This window comes from Algoriphagus yeomjeoni, from assembly GCF_003259505.1.
Classification (GTDB): domain Bacteria; phylum Bacteroidota; class Bacteroidia; order Cytophagales; family Cyclobacteriaceae; genus Algoriphagus; species Algoriphagus yeomjeoni.
The window spans coordinates 305574-323348 of record NZ_QLLK01000002.1; the positions used below are offsets into that span (position 1 = coordinate 305574).

The window sequence follows — 17775 nt, forward strand, 5'->3', positions numbered from 1 at the left end:
TAAACAATAAAAGTAAGCTAAACAAAGCTAAACGATAATTGCATGGAATACAGGTTGTAAGCATAAAATATCGCGCTATTTGTTTTAATTCAAAAAATCTAATCTCGTGAAATGTCTGCCTATTCCACCCTACTTTTCAACAAGAACAACTGAACTGGATTCAACGGGTCATTGCTGAAAATGTAGATATTACGCTGATCTATACCCTGCCGACCTTTTGGGTTAAAAGTCACCTTTAAATAAATTGATTCCCCAGGGTCAAGAGTAGTTTTTGGCATTTCAAGCTTCAGACAAGTACAATTGCCTTGAACCTTCTTTATTTCCAAGGGCTGTCTTCCTTTATTAGTTAAAAGAACTTCTTTTTCCTGAATCGACGAACTTTTGATGGTTTTCAAATCGATCTCCTTAGGGTCTATTACCAGTTGAGGAACTTGCTTCAAATCATCCTTAGAAAAAGGGGCGTAATATTCGAAAACATCAGCCAAAACGCTTAAAACAATAAACCCTGTAGTATCCTGCCAAGTAAGTGAAACCTGATCTTCGAAATACCCTAAATCATTTTTCATCGCTCCATCATAGGCTACCTGAAGTAATCCACGATCATTCGGCATGATAGAATCCGTAAGCTGACTAATTTGTATATATTCAGGCCCTACGAAGGTTAGACTGTCTTTATAGAAAGGCTTTTCACCAAAATTATATACTTCCACCTGCTTCAATTTTGGCACATTGGTAAAGACTTCACCAACATTGATTTTCTCCAGTCGAAAGCCTAAATCCCCTTTCCTGGTCCTGTAAGTTCCTTCCGGATCACTTGCTCTTGGAATCGCATTTCCCTCAATGTAAAGTGTATCCTGCACACCTTGAAGGTTACCTTTTACCACAATCATTCTTGAAAAAAAACCAGCGCCCGAAGACGGATCAAATGAAACCTTTAAGATTCCACTTTCACCTACGACCAAGGTATCCTTGGTGTATTCCACGGTGGTGCAACCACAATCTGTCACCACGGTCTCGATGTAAAAAAGCGAATCTTGGGTATGGGTAAATTCGAATTCTGCGACCTGTGGACCTTGCTCTTCCATAACAGTTCCTAGATCAACCTTATTCACTGCCCAAACCACCTTAGGAGTGATAGTATCTTGAGCCAGTGAGAGTTGGGAGAAAAAAGTGATAACTAGCAGCGCATAAAGGGTCTTTTCTAATCGAATCATACCCGCAATTAACGCATAATTTCAAACGTATTATAGGCTGATTTACTTAATTTGCAGCAAAATCAGACCAATGGCAAGAGTACTTACAGGCATTCAAAGTAGCGGCAGACCACACTTAGGAAATATCCTAGGCGCGATCGTCCCTGCAATAGAATTGATCAAACAGAACAAAGAGGAATCGTACATTTTTATAGCAGACTTGCATTCCCTTACTACGTCCAAAGACGGTGAAGTTAGAAAGCAAAATACCCACGCAGTCGCTGCAGCTTGGCTGGCTTTTGGGTTGGATATTGAGAATACGACTTTTTATCGACAATCTAGAAGACCTGAGGTAGCCGAATTGACTTGGTATCTAAACTGCTTCACTCCTTTCCCAATGCTTGCAAATGCACATAGTTTTAAGGATAAAGCTGAGCGACTATCTGATGTAAACGCTGGACTTTTTACTTATCCGGTTTTGATGGCGGCTGATATCCTACTGTATTCAGCGGATTTAGTCCCTGTGGGAAAAGATCAAATGCAACATCTGGAAATGACGCGTGACATCGCTTCTACATTCAATAGAATCGTGGGTGAGGATATCTTGACTATTCCAGAGGCTAGAATAGACGAGGTTGTGAAAACCATCCCTGGCACAGATGGCCAAAAGATGAGTAAGTCTTACAATAACTTCATTGATATTTTCCTTCCGGAAAAAGCGCTAAAGAAAAATGTAAACCGAATCGTGACAGATAGTAAGGATCTGGAAGATCCAAAAGATCCAGATACTGACAACACCTTTAAACTGTATAGTTTGATCGCTTCGGAGGAACAAACCAAGCAAATGCGGGCAAATTACATAGGAGGAAATTACGGCTATGGTCATGCAAAGAAAGAATTACTTCAGCTGATTCTTGATAAATATAAAAAGGAGCGGGAGCTATTTGATTTCTACATGAATCACCCAGAAGAAATCGAATTGAAGCTTGCTGCAGGTGAAGAAAAAGCCAAAGCTGTTGGAGCTGAATTGCTGGATAAAGTAAGAGCGAAGTTGGGATTTAAATAGGTTCTCGCGACGGCGCAGGGATTAGTATCTCCCGCAATGGCGCGAAGGCGCAACCTGTGATAACCTTTGAGTGTAGTCATCCTGAGCGAAGTCGAAGGATACTCGAAGGTTTGGTTTCTTATTTTAGTAAAAATGGCTCCGTCAGATGTTGACGGAACCATTTTTATTTGATTACTGATCGTACCGATTCAAAAACATACCACAATAACTTCCTTTGCGGAATTCTTAGCATCCTTCGCGACTTCTCGGTAAAAAACAAAAACCTCCGAGGTCTTAAAGATCTCGAAGGTTATGCAAATTCTTTGAAGATCACCGAAGCATTGTGTCCACCAAAGCCAAAAGTATTACTCAAGGCTACTTTTACCTTTTTCTCGATTGCTGTTTTCGTTACGATTTGAATACCTTCTGGAATAGCAGGGTCTAAATTTTCAGTATTGATCGTTGGAGGCACGATTCCCTCATTGATAGTCTTCACGCAAAATATCGCTTCTATCGCTCCAGCCGCTCCCAACAGATGTCCTGTCATGGATTTGGTGGCTGAGATATGCATGTTGTCATAGTCACCATCCAGCAATCTAGCTATTGCTTTAATTTCACTTAGATCACCCGTTGGCGTGGAAGTCGCATGTGCATTGAGGTAATCTACATCCTGCATAGCTAAACCAGCCTCTTCCAGGGCAAACTTCATACACTGGTAAGCTCCCGCGCCTTCGGGATGAGTTGCTGTCAAATGATAGGCATCTGCAGTCATGGCCGCCCCTACTACTTCTCCGTAGATTTTGGCCCCACGCTTTTTCGCATGCTCATATTCCTCCAGGATCAAAGCCGCTGCTCCCTCTCCCATCACAAACCCATCTCTGTCCACATCAAAAGGCCTAGAAGCGGTACCCGGATCATCGTTTCGAGTTGAAAGTGCTTTCAATGCATTGAAACCTCCCATTGAGGCTTCAGTGATTGGCGCGTCCGAACCGCCGGTGATGATCACTTTTGCTTTTCCCCATTTGATATAATTGAATGCATCCATGATAGCACTGTTGGACGATGCGCAAGCCGTCACAGCAGTATAATTGATCCCCATCAAACCAAACTTCATGGAGATCACTCCTGAAGCCATGTTTACAAGAAATTTTGGATGGAAAAAAGGATTAAAACGAGGAGATCGATCATTAGCGATAAATTCACTCATCTCCTTTTCGAGTGTATTCATTCCGCCTTGGCTCGTACCCCAGATCACACCTGCATCAAATGGAGAGTTTAATTTGGAAACATCCAATCCTGAATCCTCCATCGCCTCTGCAGCAACATATAAGGCATATTGGGTAAAAAGATCAGATCGTTTTATATCATTTCGATCAAGCCTGAGCGTAGGATCAAAATCTCTCAATTCACTTGCAAATCGGGTTTTGAATTTCTCCGGATCAAAATAAGAGATTTTACCGGCACCACTTTTTCCTTCCTTTGCACTCTGCCAATTGGACTTCACATCATTTCCAAGCGCTGATAACGCTCCCAAACCTGTGATTACTACTCTTTTTGAATTCATTACTTTAAATTTTCAATACTTCGAAAAAGCCAACAAACTTTAGGATGAAGCCTTTCATTCGAATGACAAAGGTAAGCGCAACTTTTAACTAAATAAACTTGACTTACATGACTGGACAAAATCACTCTCAAATAGAAAAACCTGGCTATTCACCAGGTCTTTTTTATTGATCATACCATGAATCTAGATTCTGATATCTAACATCTTGATACTCATGTTTTGATACTAATTTATCTGCTTCTCCAAAGGTCCTTCAATTGTTTACCATTAATCAGCATCACAAACCGAGCTGGATTCGGGATCAAAACAATGCGAACATCTTGCTTATCAAACTGCTCAGATTCAATCGGAACACCTTGCTGACCTGAGACCTCATAGCTAACTATGCCATTTGCATCAGGCAAAAGCGGCTTATAAACGTTTGCGATATATGCCGTTGGCAAAAGTATGTCCGTGTCAGACTGTAACTTATCTTGAATTTTCTCAATTTCGGCTTCAAGTCTATCCTCATAGTTCTCATTGAAATCATCTTCCAAGTCATGAATTGCCTCTTCTAGGTCGTCATAGCTTTCGTCGCTATAATCCATAGCTGCAAGTTGATTTCTTTTTTCTACTATTTCGGTAAGCTCTTTATCCAGCGTATCCCAATTCATTCTGTTCAGTTTTTTTGATTTGAAATGCAAAGATGGGGAATCCCTTTTTTTATGAAGAACTATTTCAAAGAAATTAACTCACCAAGAGGATTTTTCCATTTCTGCCAGGCTTATTATAAGCTGCTATTGCCGCTTTTACTTCTGAAAGCGGAAACTTCTCAGCCACTTCTGCCTTTGAATCATCTTTCATCAAAAAGGCTTGCGTCTCTTTATAAAGTTGCGCTCTTTCCTCACTGCTAATTCTTTGTAGCAAACTACTCAACCAAAACCCTTCTATTTTAACTTCCTTGAAAATCATCATTCCTGTGTTTAAAGACATATTTTCCAAGCTTAAAACACCAAAAACATACATAGTCCCCAGTTGCTTAATGCAGGTCAGAGCCTTTGCCCCAAGTTCTCCACCTACCGCATCAAAAACTGCAGAAACACCTACTTCTGTGACTTCAGTGATCACTTTTTTCAAATCTTCTTTCTCAGTATTGACTACCAAATCTGCACCTAAATCAGCTAAATACTTTTTTTGCTCATCATGCCTAACTGTACAGGCAACTCGTATCCCTTTAGACTTTGCTACCTGAATCGCAAACTTACCAAAAGCCGAAGCTCCCGCAGTCAGCAAAAGCCATTCTCCTTCTTTTAAAGCAGATTGGTTGACCATCGCCACGGCGGTTACAGGATTCACAAATGCTTGGCATCCTACTTCAAAAGGCATCTCATCCGGCATAGGAATTACTTGTTTAGCGGGAAGGGTAATGTATTCTCGCCAAGTACCCATACTAGTACCTTGGGCAGTAAACATAACTCTCGTACCAACAGGCACCTTGCCTTCTGCATCAGATTTACTTACAATACCAGCTGCTTCAAACCCTGCACTACTTGGCAAATTTGGTTGGATTCCATACCGGCCCTGAATAAACATCAGATCTGAAGGGTTTATGTTTCTTGCCTTTACTTCTATTTGAACTTCATTAGGCTTCGGTTCTGGAGCGGGGGATTCTTTGACTTGTAAAACATCCTCAGGCAGTCCAGTCATTTCAAAAATTACTTCTATCATAGCTTTTTAAGTTTCCAATTCTCTGTTGCTGTAATTTAACTGAGAATAATATCCATTCGTTCAGGCATCTAGTATATCTTTTATATCTTGAAAGTAGAAAAAAAGCAACCTATGGATCTATCAACATTATTCTCACTTGACGGAAAAGTCGCCTTGGTTACCGGAGCTAGTAAAGGAATTGGGTTCAGTATTGCAGAGATATTCGCTGCTGCAGGAGCTAAAGTCGTGCTCTGCAGCAGAAAACAGGAAGCTGTAGACGAGATGGCTGCCAAGCTTCGAGCGAAAGGATACGAAGCTATTGGGATATCCTGTAACGTGGGAAATATTGAGGAACTTCCAAATTTGGTAGAAAAAACTATAGCTGCATGCGGGCAACTTGATATTTTGGTTAATAATGCAGCGACGAGTCCAGTTTTCGGTCCGGTACATGAAACGAGCTCCGAAGCTTTTGACAAAATCATGAATGTAAACTTGAAGGCTCCTTTTGAACTCTCAAAATTATGCTGGCCACATTTACGAGCTTCATCTAACGCCTCTGTCATCAATATCAGTTCTATTGGAGGAATTTCCCCTGAACATGGATTAGGTATTTATAGCGTAAGCAAAGCTGCATTGATTTCCATGACCAAGGTGTTGGCCAAGGAATGGGGAGAAGCAAAAATCCGGGTTAATGTGATTTGCCCTGGCCTAATCGAGACTAAATTCTCAGAACCACTTTGGTCCAATGAGAAAATCATGAAAATGGTCATGAATCAACTTGCCATCAAGCGCGTGGGATCAGCACAAGAAATCGGAGCCATGGCATTGTTCTTGGCCTCACCTGCATCCTCCTATACCACCGGGGCTGTGCTCACAGCAGATGGAGGCTTCACTATTTAACCTAGATAATGACTATTTCTACTATTGGTATTATAGGCGCTGGCAACCTTGGAACCAGAATCGGATTACAAGCAGCACTGTCAGGCTACAAAGTTAATGTATATGATAATCAGGAGCATAGTCTAAAAAATTCTTTACCAGCTATGAAAAAATTGCTGGCAAAATTAAGTCGAGCAGAGTTGATCAAAGAAGATGAAGGACAAAAGGCACTGGATAATATCTCCTTTACTTTAGATCTCAAAGAAGCATTAAAAAATACAGATTTACTCAGTGAAAGTGTCACTGAAGATCCAGACATCAAAACTGAAGTTTGGAGGGAAATAGGACAACTGGCCCCAGCACATACTATTTTCACCACCAACACATCCTACTTACTACCTTCACAATTTGCAGAAATTTCAGGAAGACCAGAGAAATTCTGTGCATTTCATTTCCATGATGTTTTTCACTCCAGAGTAGTGGACATTATGCCACACCCTAAAACAGACCAGGCACTTATAAGCATGTTGGAAGAGGTCGGAAGACAGCTCAATCAAATCCCCATTCTGGTAAAAAAAGAACATTCCGGTTACATCTTCAATACCTTGCTTATAGCTTGGATCGATGCTGCAGGCAGATTACTAACTGGAGAAATTGCAGAGGTGGAAGCAATAGATAAATCATGGATGATCAATTTCAATATGCCTGCCGGGCCATTCGGTATTTTGGACAATGTAGGCTTAGATACTGCTTGGCACATTACCAGCTCGCGTAGAAACCCTGCCTCACGTGCCTTCGCAACACTTTTAAAAACTTATGTAGATCAAGGAAAACTTGGAGCCAAAACCGGGGAAGGTTTCTATAAATATCCAAACCCACGATACAAAAGCCCTGATTTTTTACATTAATTCAAACAATTTCGGCATTAAAAAGATCTAATATTAAAAAGACCTCGTACCTATCCCTACCCTTTAATCACCTTTATGAAACATGTTTATTATTGTCTAGCCATAGGCATGCTTTTTATGTTGGTCAGAAATGGTCAAGGTCAACCTACACCTAACCAAGAATTCCCAATCTCCATCCATCACTTGGCTGAAATTGCTCAAATCGATTCTGGAGATTATACTTTAGAGGAGTTGCTTGAAAAAGAAAACTCCCTAGCTTTTAATCCCTTAAAAAACACAATTACTGATCTTGGTTTCACTGACAAAACTTACTGGTTGAGATTCTCACTTGAGAATGATTCTGACGAAGAAAAAACCTATTTCTTGGAAACTGGAAGACCAATCACCGACGTAGTACACCTGTATCAACTATCTCAAGGAGCAGTTGTCTCTGATCAATTGAGCGGAGATTTAATAAAGTTTGAAGATAGACCATTCCAGCATAGAAAGCTTATTTTTCCAATCACAATTGCTCCAAATTCCACTTCAAAATTTTACATCAAATACCAAAGTGACGGTGAAGTAGTTTCTCTTCCTTTACTGTTAAACGACACCTCCTCGCTTGTAAATTCCTCGTTTTTTAACCAACTGATTTTCGGTTTTTTCTATGGCATTCTATTTATAGCGAGTGTGATGTACCTTTTCTTCTACTTTGGAATGCGGGAGTCCAGCTTCTTATTTTATGTAGCCTATGTAGTATCGATAGCCTTACTTCATTTAAACTTGGATGGGTACTTTTTCCAATATATTACGCTTGAACCAGGTTGGTTTGCCAACCGCTCGCTTTTGATCTTTGCTACATTGAGCTCTTTGGCTCTGTGTGGTTATAGTTATGTTTACATCGAAGTTGTCAGGTTATCAATTATCATAAAGCGATCTTATCAAGTATTGATAGTTTCTCACCTTTTCCTTTTGCTAGCCATACTAGCATACTCGGCTGGTCAGGCTGTGTATTATCCTGCTGTTAATATTCTTGGAGTATTGACTTTAGCTTTGATTATTACCACTATTTTCAATTGCTACCTAGCTAAACTGCCAATCGATTATTTCTTTACAATCGGTATAGCTTGCTTGACACTTGGGTTTGTGATTTTCATTCTGAATAATTTTTCATTGATACCAAATTCTTTTTTCACAGCGAATGCATCCAAAATTGGGACCGGAGCAGAGATCATATTTCTCTCACTTTCTATGGCAAATAGAATTCGATTGCTAAAGACCGAAAAAGAGGAAATGCAGGAAATTGCATTACTACGCTCAGAGGAATCCAATGAAATGAAATCCTATTTTCTTTCAAACATGAGTCACGAACTCAGGACTCCATTGAATGCAATTTTGGGGCTTTCCAAATCAATTATAAGTAGTACGGATGACCCAACTATCAAAAACAACCTAGAAGTAATCCAATTTTCATCCATGTCATTATTGGGCTCTATCAATGATATTCTGGATTATTCCAAAATTGAAAAAGGTGATTTGAAGTTAGCTAATGTAGAGTTTGACCTGTATAAAATCATCCAGGAATTAAAAGTGGTGACTAATCTGAAATCACGTGAAAAAGGCCTGGAATTCATCTATGAAGAGCGAAATAGTATCAAAACAAAATTGGTTGGTGATCCGATTCGCCTGAAGCAAATCATTTCAAATGTTTTGGATAACGCCACCAAATTCACTCAAAAAGGACAAGTAAAGCTTTCGATAAACACGGAAGAAGTCCGAGGAAATAAGCTTAGAATCTCCTTGGATATTGAGGATACAGGAGTGGGAATTTCTAAAGAAAAACTCGATCGGGTATTTGATTCTTTCAGTCAGGAGCAAATCAATGACAAGAGAAAATATGGAGGTTTTGGAATTGGCTTATGCATTGTCAAAGCTTTGGTAGACCTCCATCATGGAAAGATAGAAATCAGCTCTTTGAAAAATAAAGGGACTCAGGTAAGAATAAACCTAGAATTAGAGAAGGCGATAGTCAATTCCCAAAATCAAGAAATGATGACTCCTGCCCAATCTGAGAAACTTATGAAGGACAAGCACCTGCTTGTAGTCGAGGATAATATGGTCAACCAACTCGTGATCAAATCAATTTTAAGAAAATGGAAAGGAGTTACTTTTGACTTTGCCAACCACGGGCTAGAAGCTTTGGAAGCAATGAATTCAAAAATGTATGATGCTGTTCTAATGGACCTGCAAATGCCTGAAATGGACGGTTATGAAGCCACCGAACAAATTCGATCAGGAAATTCAGGCATGAATTCTAGAAATATCCCAATTATTGCCGTGACAGCAGACACCACTGAAAAGACCAAAGCGCGGGTTTTTGCAATAGGAATGGATGATTACATCACTAAGCCGATTGATGCAGATTTACTTTACTCCAGCGTGGAAAAAGCACTGTATTTGGAAAATATCAAGCTGGATATTTAATCATGAATCAGCCAGAATGAAACTGAGCTAACGCGAAAGTCTTATTTTCTTTCTTAATCAATGCTAACTTCTGGCATATAATCCATAGGCAACAAATCTCCAACCCGTTCCCAAGCAATATATCCTTCGACCAAAATCCCAAAAGGATCTGCATAACTACCATTTGCATATATTTCCAATTCCTCCATTTCGAGGTGCAGGGTAGAAACCTGATTTCCAAGCTTTCCAGGGCTGGCTCTACCTCTAAACTCCACACTTTCCAACTCCTCAGTATAGGTGACATGTACATAGTCACTGAAGCTTAGCATAAGCTTTCCCTCAGAATTCTTCTTGATAAGTTCCAGTGCGGAAAAAGGATTCATATCCAATTGGTTGACGAACTTATCTGGATTGGAAGGATCAGGAATTCGGTAGAGCTTTCTTAAAACAAAACCTTCCTCTTCTGTATTCCCTTCATAAATAGACCTCACCAGGTGCTGTAAACTTCCTCGGTAGGCTTTTTCTCGTTCTTTTTCGACTTTTCCTTGTCGTCTTCTAGATAAGGATGAATCAGGTACAAAAAGTGGATACCCGGCATAAAACACATAACCATCCCTTCTTTGATACCTAAACTCTTCCAGCAAATAGTCAAGCCTATAGCCAAGATTTGGGTTTTCAATTCTCAGGATATCTGCCGCAGTCACTTTAAGTACACCTGATTCGCTTTGATCATCCAGTCTTAATACAGTTTCATTGAGGAACTTACATTTGATGCCATTTTCTGATGTACCTAGAAAATACGCTTTAAAACTCTCCAAGTTCCTGTACCATGCTGGATCACGATTAACCTTCACCTCCACCAGGTCCAACTCCTCCTCACTTGGACTAAGTAAAAACCTGTATCCCTGAGGCTTTAGATCATCAGTAGATAAACTGAATACCAAACCATTATAGCCCAACATACGAATAATCACTTCGTAGTTGCCTTCTGGAATAGAGAGAGAGAATTTCCCATTCTCATCAGCAGAAACACCAAAAGTGGTATTCGTAATAAAAACCGTGGCATACGGAATACCATCACCTGTTTCGTAATTCGCAACTGTGCCCTGAAAGACTTGCTGCGCAAAAGCTTCATTCTTCGCTAAAAACAAAAACAAGCCTAAAACAATCTTAACTAGAATTGAATTAGGCCTGTTCATAAACTCTTATTGACTTGAATTAAAAGTTACTTTTTCTTGGCAAATCTCCCACCCTTCTTCTTTGGATCAGGTTGATTTTCTATGATATGGATAGTCTCCTCATAAGTCAACGTTTCAGCTTCCTTATCTTTTGGAATTTTATAATTGTTTTTACCCATCTTGATATAGGGTCCCCATCTTCCGTTCAAAACCTGAATTTCCGGATTTTCATCAAATGACTTGATATGCTTTTTGGCATCTGCCTCACGCTTGTCTTTAATGAGTTGAATTCCTTCTTCTTCAGTGATGCTTAGCGGATCCATCTCCTTAGGAAGAGAGACAAAATTACCATCATGACGTACATACGGTCCAAATCGCCCAATAGCTGCCACCATTTTTTTATCCTCAAACATTCCAATGTCGCGAGGTAATTTGAACAATTCCAACGCATCTTCCATGGTGATGTTTTCGATGAACTGGCCTTTCTTCAAACTTGCAAACTGCTTTTCTTCATCTTCAGAATCTCCGATCTGAACCAATGGTCCAAATTTCCCTAGCCTAGCGATCATCGGTTTGCCACTGACTGGGTGGTTTCCTAGTTCACGACTAGTATTGAGATCCTGTCTGGCTATTTGCTCGGTATCTTCTACATTCTTGTGGAAATTGCCATAAAAAGAATCCAACATATCCTGCCAAACTTGTCCTCCGGCTGCGATATCATCAAACTCCTTCTCTACCCTAGCGGTAAAGCTAAAATCAATCACGTTCGGGAAATGCTCCACTAGAAAATCATTGACCACCATCGCAATGTTGGTTGGGAAAAGCTTTTGCTTCTCTGCTCCTGTATTTTCCGTCTTGGTAGCATCTTTAAATGCACCACCTTTTATGATCATCTCTACATAATCTCTTGGCGTGCCATCCCGGGATTCTTTGATCACATATTCTCGACGTTGAATCGTGGAAATGGTAGGCGCATAGGTGGAAGGACGTCCGATTCCCAACTCCTCCAGTTTTTTCACAAGAGATGCTTCTGTGTACCTTGGAGAAGCTCTGGAGAAAGTCTCACGACCTTTCATCTCCTGCAGTGCAAGACTTTGACCAATAGTCAAAGGAGGCAGTAATGCCTTGCCTGCATTGGTTTCCTCCTCTTCTGGCTCATCATCTGTATCTTCCAGATACACTTTCAAAAACCCATCAAACTTGATGATCTCACCTGTTGCAACAAGATTTTGCGGCTGATTGGATATATCTACGGTAATGATGGTTTTCTCCAATTCTGCATCAGCCATCTGAGAAGCAATAGCACGCTTCCAGATTAGCTCATAGAGACGCTGTTCATTGCGATCACCAGACCCATGAGTATTGGAGAAGTCTGTAGGCCGAATGGCTTCGTGAGCTTCCTGTGCGCCTTCAGACTTGGTAGTGAATTTTCTGGATTTATGGTATTTCTCACCATATGAATCATGAATTGCGTTTTTGGCAGAAGCCATTGCATCATCCGATAGATTTACGCTATCTGTTCTCATGTAAGTAATCTTACCCGCTTCGTACAGCTTCTGGGCAACAGACATCGTCTGAGCAACTGAGAAGTACAGCTTTCTACTCGCTTCCTGCTGAAGTGTGGAAGTGGTGAATGGAGCAGCAGGAGATTTCTTGCCTGGCTTTTTCTCCAGGTTGGCTACAGAGAATGTAGCATCAAGGCATTTCTTTAAGAATTCCTCAGCTTCAGCTTTCGTATCAAATTTCTTTGGAAGTTCGGCTTGGAAAGTCTTTCCTTCTACTTCAAAAATAGCTGTTACTCTGTAGCTTGACTTTGCTTTATGCTGCTCTATTTCTCTTTCTCGATCTACTATTAGTCTCACTGCTACAGATTGTACTCGTCCTGCAGAAAGTCCCGTTTTTATTTTTTTCCAAAGAATCGGAGAAAGCTCAAACCCCACCAAACGATCTAAAATCCGTCGAGCCTGCTGTGCATTTACCAAATCAATGTCTATTCCTCTCGGATTTTCAATTGCTTTTGTAATTGCATTTTTGGTGATTTCCCTAAAGACGATTCGTTTAGTGTTTGCATCCTTCAGCTTCAATACTTCCTTCAAGTGCCAAGATATCGCCTCTCCTTCACGGTCATCATCACTTGCTAAGAAGACTGTCTCAGCATCCTTCACCAATGCTTTCAGATTTTTGATCACATCCTTTTTGTCAGCAGTGACTTCATAGGTAGGACTAAATCTATTTTTAATATCGATTGCTTTATCGCCTTTTGGAAGATCCCGAACGTGACCGTAGCTGGATGCTACCTTATAGTCCTTACCCAAGTAACCCTCAATGGTTTTAGCTTTGGCTGGTGACTCGACGATAACAAGGTTTTTTGACATATATGGCGATTTTTAAGGGTTTTTATTCCCTATTAGAAAAGCTAAAAATAGAGGGCATTGTTTTCTCGTCCAAATATTTAAAATTCCTTAGATCCATTTTGGAGGGATTTTTGAATGATTAGCTCAGCTGTTTAACGGTTATAAACCACTTATCATGAAACGATTAATTTTACTTAGACACGGAGAAGCAGGTTTTTCTGGTGGTACGGATTATCAAAGAAATCTAACCAAAAAAGGCAAAGAAAATCTTATCAGAATGGGTGAAAGACTCAATCCAGCTCTGAAGACAATAGATTTGATGTACTGTTCAGAAGCCACGAGAACTATTGAAACAGCTGAAATAATGGGAAAGTACATTTCTATTCAAGAGTCTGTTTTTACAAAAGACATTTATCACGGGGACTTAAGAAATATTATTACAATCCTTGAAAAAACTTCAAATGCAATAGAAACTTGCCTTCTTATTGGTCATAATCCTACCATCAGCATGCTTCTATCTCATATTTCCAATGAAAATTACCTAGGATTACAACCAGGAATGATGGCTATTATCGACCTAGAGATATCGGATTGGACCATGATCGGATTTGGAACGGGAGTTTTAAAAGAAATAATTCAGTAAAAGAAAGTAATCAGATTCTAACCAGACCATATTTAAACCACTTATCGACTTTTTTCCAAAATTTTTTAAATATGCAGCAAATATAACCCCCTAGTTGATCTATATTCACAGAATAATTTAGAGAAAAGTAAAATTACGAAAGCAGCCCTTTTTAAATTTTACATCTTTGAAAATAATCTAGCAGAACCAGACAATGTTTAGGTCTACTGCAAAAACAACCCAAAATATTCTTGCGAATCCCCAGCCTAGGAACCATATTTTTGATTTAAGATCAAATGGCTAAAATCTTGAGTACCCTTAATAAGAATATACATACCCAAATTTCGATTACCCGATGTCAGTTCTGGTATAAAAACCAGCTACATTAATCACCCAGCATCTCCATAGATGCACTATCAAATGATGTTTAGATGAACAAACATTCTTCTGATAGCTAAAAAACACAAACCAATGTAAATGTAAAAAGCCCTGAATTTTACAGTTCAGGGCTTTCCAATTTTTCTTTAGTGAAATCAGAAATCAGTGGACTTACCATCCAGATCCATCTTCTTAATCCAAACATTTCTATAAAATACATCATGTCCTTCTGCTTGTAGCTTCAATCCTCCAGGTCTATCTGTAATTCCTTTGCCACCGTCATTCCCACCATCAAGCCCTGAATTGGGACCACCCCAAACCTGCTGTATTTCTTTGTCTTCGTGAATTTTCACCCCATTTAAATAGACTGTCGCGCGAGGCTTTGCAACTAGTTTCCCATTTTCAAAACGAGCTGCTTTAAAAACAATATCATAAGCATTCCACTTGCCTATACCATAATATTCTTCAGAAGTAGGAATATGCTCGTTGATCAAAGCTCCCAAACCATGATCCCCATAATCACCATCAAGAATTTGTACCTCATACCTATTCTGTAAATATACTCCACTATTTCCGCCTTCATTTTTTATGTAGAATTCTACATGGGCACGAAAATCTTTGAATTTGTCTTTTGTCACAATATCTGCAGCGCCATAAAGTCCTCCCGCTGCTGCTGGATCGTTACTGCTAATCGCCTTTCCACCATCTGCAGGATCAGTTACTTCAGGCCATTTAATTGGTTTTTCGGCCATAAACCTAGGTCCTTCCCAATACTCCCAGTTTTTTTCAAGAGATTTTTTGGAGCCATCCAGATATAATTTGGCACCCTTCTCAGGCTTTACACCTACTCCCGTTTGAGCTTGAACTAAGGTGAAGACACAGGCAAGTGAAAGTGTAAGTGCAAGTCTTTGAAAAACTTTATTATTCATAGATTTTAGGGTTTAATTAATTTGGCAAAAATAAGTATAAGTCAATGTGCAATTGCCCAATTTGGTTAATTTTAAACAAAATAGAACCTTTTATTATCTGAATTCGACCTTAACTAGAAGGACGAAGATGGAAGAATAATTACTCCCTCAGTTTCGATGAACAGGTTTGGATAGACTATAATACCCCAAAAAATTAAATAAAATACCTATGAAATGGGAAGGAAGAAGACGAAGCTCTAATGTAGAAGATAGACGCGGTCAACGAGTTGGAGGATCCGGCGGAGGAGGATTCAATCCCATGCTTATCGGACCACTTCTTAAGGTTTTATTCTCCAAAACCGGACTCATAATCGTCGGAATAATAATTGCCATTTCTGTCATCACAGGCACTAATCCTCTCACCTTTTTAGGAAACTTTATGGGAGGAGGTGGTGGACAGGGGTTCACTACTGAGACCAATTACACTCCCTCTGAGGAAGAAGATCGATTGGCTGCTTTCAGCGAAACTATTTTGGCTGATACAGAAGACGTTTGGAATCAGCTGTTGGATAATTATAGAGAACCCACTTTGGTACTTTTCAGTGGACAAGTTTCTTCTGCGTGCGGTATGGCATCTAGCGCCACAGGACCTTTCTACTGCCCTGGAGACGAAAAACTTTACATAGACCTTAGCTTTTTCAAGGAAATGGAGATGAAATTAAATGCTCCGGGAGACTTTGCTCAAGCATATGTCATCGCACATGAAGTCGGGCATCATATTCAGAAAATCTCTGGCATCACCGCAGAAATGGATAAGCTTCGAGGTCAAGTGAGTGAAAAAGAATACAATCAATTCTCTGTGAGATTAGAGCTTCAGGCTGATTTCTTGGCAGGAGTTTGGGCAAATCATAGTCAGAAATCCATCGGATGGATGGAAAAAGGCGACTTGGCCGAAGCACTAAATGCTGCAAACGCAATCGGAGATGACCGACTACAAAAGCAGGCAACAGGACGGGTGACACCTGATTCTTTTACCCATGGAACTTCCGCCCAGCGCATGAAATGGTTTAAAAAAGGATTTGAAACTGGAGACATCAATCAGGGCGATACATTTAATACGAATGACTTATAGTCCTCTTCAATTCGTTTCGAGCACTTGAATCTGCTCAGGATCGATCTGATGAATGTATTGACGTAAGATGTAATAAGTCTCTGGAACTTGTGTCACCATATCCAATTGGGAAGGGATGTCATCCGAAAGTTGGTCGTTTTCGAGATAGGCAAATCTGCTTAGCATTCCACTTTCAAACATGCAATACGCAGTTTCATTGGAATTTCTGCCTTCCAGTTTGATCAGGATTTCCTTCTGACTCTCCTTTATTTTCCCCATAAACTCAGCAACCCGCTTGTTATAGGCTTTGGGATTCTCAGTATAATGGCACGCACCGTTACAACTCATTTCCTCTTCTGGAGCGCAATTCACTTTTCTAAGGCCACTTAGTTTGGGGCAGAGGCCATAAGTTTTGATTCCAGTTTTGAGAAAAGTATTAGCTTCCTCCATCGAGAAAAAGGATTCGATTGGTTTAAAAAACTTGGAAATCTTCGAAACCTGAAATCTTCCATAGCCAGAATTATCCTCGTAATGGAACAAACCAAACACACGCTTTGGAAGCTTCAAAGCTGAGTTATACTTTGGCCATAAACGTTTGATTTCCAATGCCTCAAATAATAGAGCCATTATTTCACTTCCAGTCAGTTCCCATTTCAAATCAAAAACTTCTGTCTTCAACTTTTGCTTCAGGTTTGGAAGCAACTGACCGGAAAAGTGGTTTTTGAAGCGTTCTCTTATATTAATTGCCTTACCTACATAAATCACCTTGCCACGCTCATCCAGCATGTAATAAACACCACAGGATGTAGGTATTTCTTTGAATTTAGAATGAGGAAAATTGGGTGGCAAAAAAGCCTCGCCTGTATTCTTCTTGAGAGATTGATTTATAATTTGGTAATCAGATTTAATCATCCGATCAAACAAGATCGCTGTCGCCTTAGCGTCACCCATTGCTCGGTGCCTAGCTTCAATCTCTATTTTCTGACTTTCGCACAGCCTTCCTAGGCTATAGGATTTCATTCCAGGATAAACTTTTCTACTCAGGCGCACAGTACATAGTTTCGGAGTTTTGAGCTCCTTTCCTACCCGGAAAAATGCCTCTCTGAGAAATCCATAATCAAAACTGACATTGTGTGCTACAAAAACCCTGTCGTGAAGCAATTCCCACAACTCCTCATGAATAGCTTCAAAAGTTGGCTGATGTCTCACCATGAAATTGTCAATTCCAGTCAGCCCAGTAATGTATGTTGGGATTGCCTGTTCAGGATTAAGTAGAGTCTGATATTCCCTGATAATTGATTCTCCATCATGGATCAAAACTGCAACTTCTGTAATGCCACCGTACTTTGGCGCACCGCCGGTGGTCTCAATATCTACTATGGCAAATTCCATTGGCTAAAAGTAAGGATTAGAATTTTCAGATCAGAAAAGATGTCAGAGAATGACAAAGAATCATCGAGATGGGATTTTCTATGTCTAAAAAAACACACAACACCAGCCCAATCAC

The 17775-nt window shown here is 40.0% G+C and carries 14 protein-coding genes; 6 read left to right on the forward strand and 8 right to left on the reverse strand.

The genetic code is table 11. From position 1 onward, the window contains the following. Positions 1–119 precede the first annotated feature (119 nt). Positions 120–1214, reverse strand: coding sequence for a DUF1573 domain-containing protein (locus LV83_RS04655; protein ID WP_111610372.1), 1095 nt, complete (start codon positions 1212–1214; stop codon positions 120–122). Between the two features lie 70 nt (positions 1215–1284). On the opposite strand from LV83_RS04655, the gene trpS reads away from it, so the two are divergent. Further along, positions 1285–2259, forward strand: coding sequence for a tryptophan--tRNA ligase (gene trpS / locus LV83_RS04660; RefSeq protein ID WP_111610373.1), 975 nt, complete (start codon positions 1285–1287; stop codon positions 2257–2259). A 289-nt stretch (positions 2260–2548) separates the two neighbouring features. Here the strand turns inward: trpS and fabF are convergent, their stop codons facing one another. From fabF to LV83_RS04675, 3 genes are all read right to left on the reverse strand, one after another. Next, positions 2549–3802 carry a beta-ketoacyl-ACP synthase II gene (gene fabF, locus LV83_RS04665; protein ID WP_111610374.1) on the reverse strand — a complete coding sequence of 418 codons (1254 nt, stop codon included), beginning with the start codon at positions 3800–3802 and terminating at the stop codon, positions 2549–2551. 230 nt (positions 3803–4032) lie between these two features. Continuing rightward, on the reverse strand, positions 4033–4455 hold the full coding sequence (locus tag LV83_RS04670; protein WP_111610375.1) for a hypothetical protein: 423 nt from the start codon (positions 4453–4455) through the stop codon (positions 4033–4035). A gap of 73 nt (positions 4456–4528) precedes the next feature. Further along, positions 4529–5509 carry a zinc-dependent alcohol dehydrogenase family protein gene (locus LV83_RS04675; RefSeq protein ID WP_111610376.1) on the reverse strand — a complete coding sequence of 327 codons (981 nt, stop codon included), beginning with the start codon at positions 5507–5509 and terminating at the stop codon, positions 4529–4531. Between the two features lie 111 nt (positions 5510–5620). Between LV83_RS04675 and LV83_RS04680 the strand changes: the two genes are divergently transcribed. The 3 genes from LV83_RS04680 (at position 5621) to LV83_RS04690 (ending at position 9738) form a co-directional block, all read left to right on the forward strand. Further along, positions 5621–6388 (forward strand): SDR family NAD(P)-dependent oxidoreductase, encoded by a 768-nt coding sequence (locus tag LV83_RS04680; RefSeq protein WP_111610528.1) that lies wholly within the window; start codon positions 5621–5623, stop codon positions 6386–6388. Between the two features lie 8 nt (positions 6389–6396). Beyond that, positions 6397–7275, forward strand: a complete 879-nt coding sequence (locus tag LV83_RS04685; RefSeq protein ID WP_111610377.1) for a 3-hydroxyacyl-CoA dehydrogenase — start codon at positions 6397–6399, stop codon at positions 7273–7275. Between the two features lie 75 nt (positions 7276–7350). Beyond that, positions 7351–9738 carry a hybrid sensor histidine kinase/response regulator gene (locus LV83_RS04690; protein WP_245946995.1) on the forward strand — a complete coding sequence of 796 codons (2388 nt, stop codon included), beginning with the start codon at positions 7351–7353 and terminating at the stop codon, positions 9736–9738. A 53-nt stretch (positions 9739–9791) separates the two neighbouring features. Here LV83_RS04690 and LV83_RS04695 read toward each other — a convergent pair whose 3' ends face one another. Both LV83_RS04695 and topA read right to left on the reverse strand, forming a co-directional pair. Continuing rightward, complete coding sequence (locus tag LV83_RS04695; RefSeq protein WP_111610379.1) at positions 9792–10916, reverse strand: carboxypeptidase-like regulatory domain-containing protein; 1125 nt, start codon at positions 10914–10916, stop codon at positions 9792–9794. Between the two features lie 26 nt (positions 10917–10942). Further along, positions 10943–13270 carry a type I DNA topoisomerase gene (gene topA, locus LV83_RS04700; RefSeq protein WP_111610380.1) on the reverse strand — a complete coding sequence of 776 codons (2328 nt, stop codon included), beginning with the start codon at positions 13268–13270 and terminating at the stop codon, positions 10943–10945. Between the two features lie 154 nt (positions 13271–13424). Between topA and LV83_RS04705 the strand changes: the two genes are divergently transcribed. Further along, positions 13425–13892: a SixA phosphatase family protein gene (locus tag LV83_RS04705; RefSeq protein WP_111610381.1), complete on the forward strand. Its 468-nt coding sequence runs from the start codon at positions 13425–13427 to the stop codon at positions 13890–13892. 512 nt (positions 13893–14404) lie between these two features. Here LV83_RS04705 and LV83_RS04710 read toward each other — a convergent pair. After that, a complete protein-coding gene (locus LV83_RS04710) occupies positions 14405–15178 on the reverse strand; it encodes a 3-keto-disaccharide hydrolase (protein ID WP_111610382.1) in 774 nt (257 codons plus the stop codon). Positions 15179–15386: 208 nt separating this feature from the next. Here LV83_RS04710 and ypfJ point away from each other — a divergent pair, with 208 nt between their 5' ends. After that, positions 15387–16289, forward strand: a complete 903-nt coding sequence (gene ypfJ / locus LV83_RS04715; RefSeq protein WP_111610383.1) for a KPN_02809 family neutral zinc metallopeptidase — start codon at positions 15387–15389, stop codon at positions 16287–16289. 6 nt (positions 16290–16295) lie between these two features. On the opposite strand, the gene LV83_RS04720 is transcribed toward ypfJ, so the two are convergent. Beyond that, a complete protein-coding gene (locus LV83_RS04720) occupies positions 16296–17660 on the reverse strand; it encodes an exonuclease domain-containing protein (protein WP_111610384.1) in 1365 nt (454 codons plus the stop codon). Positions 17661–17775 lie beyond the last annotated feature (115 nt).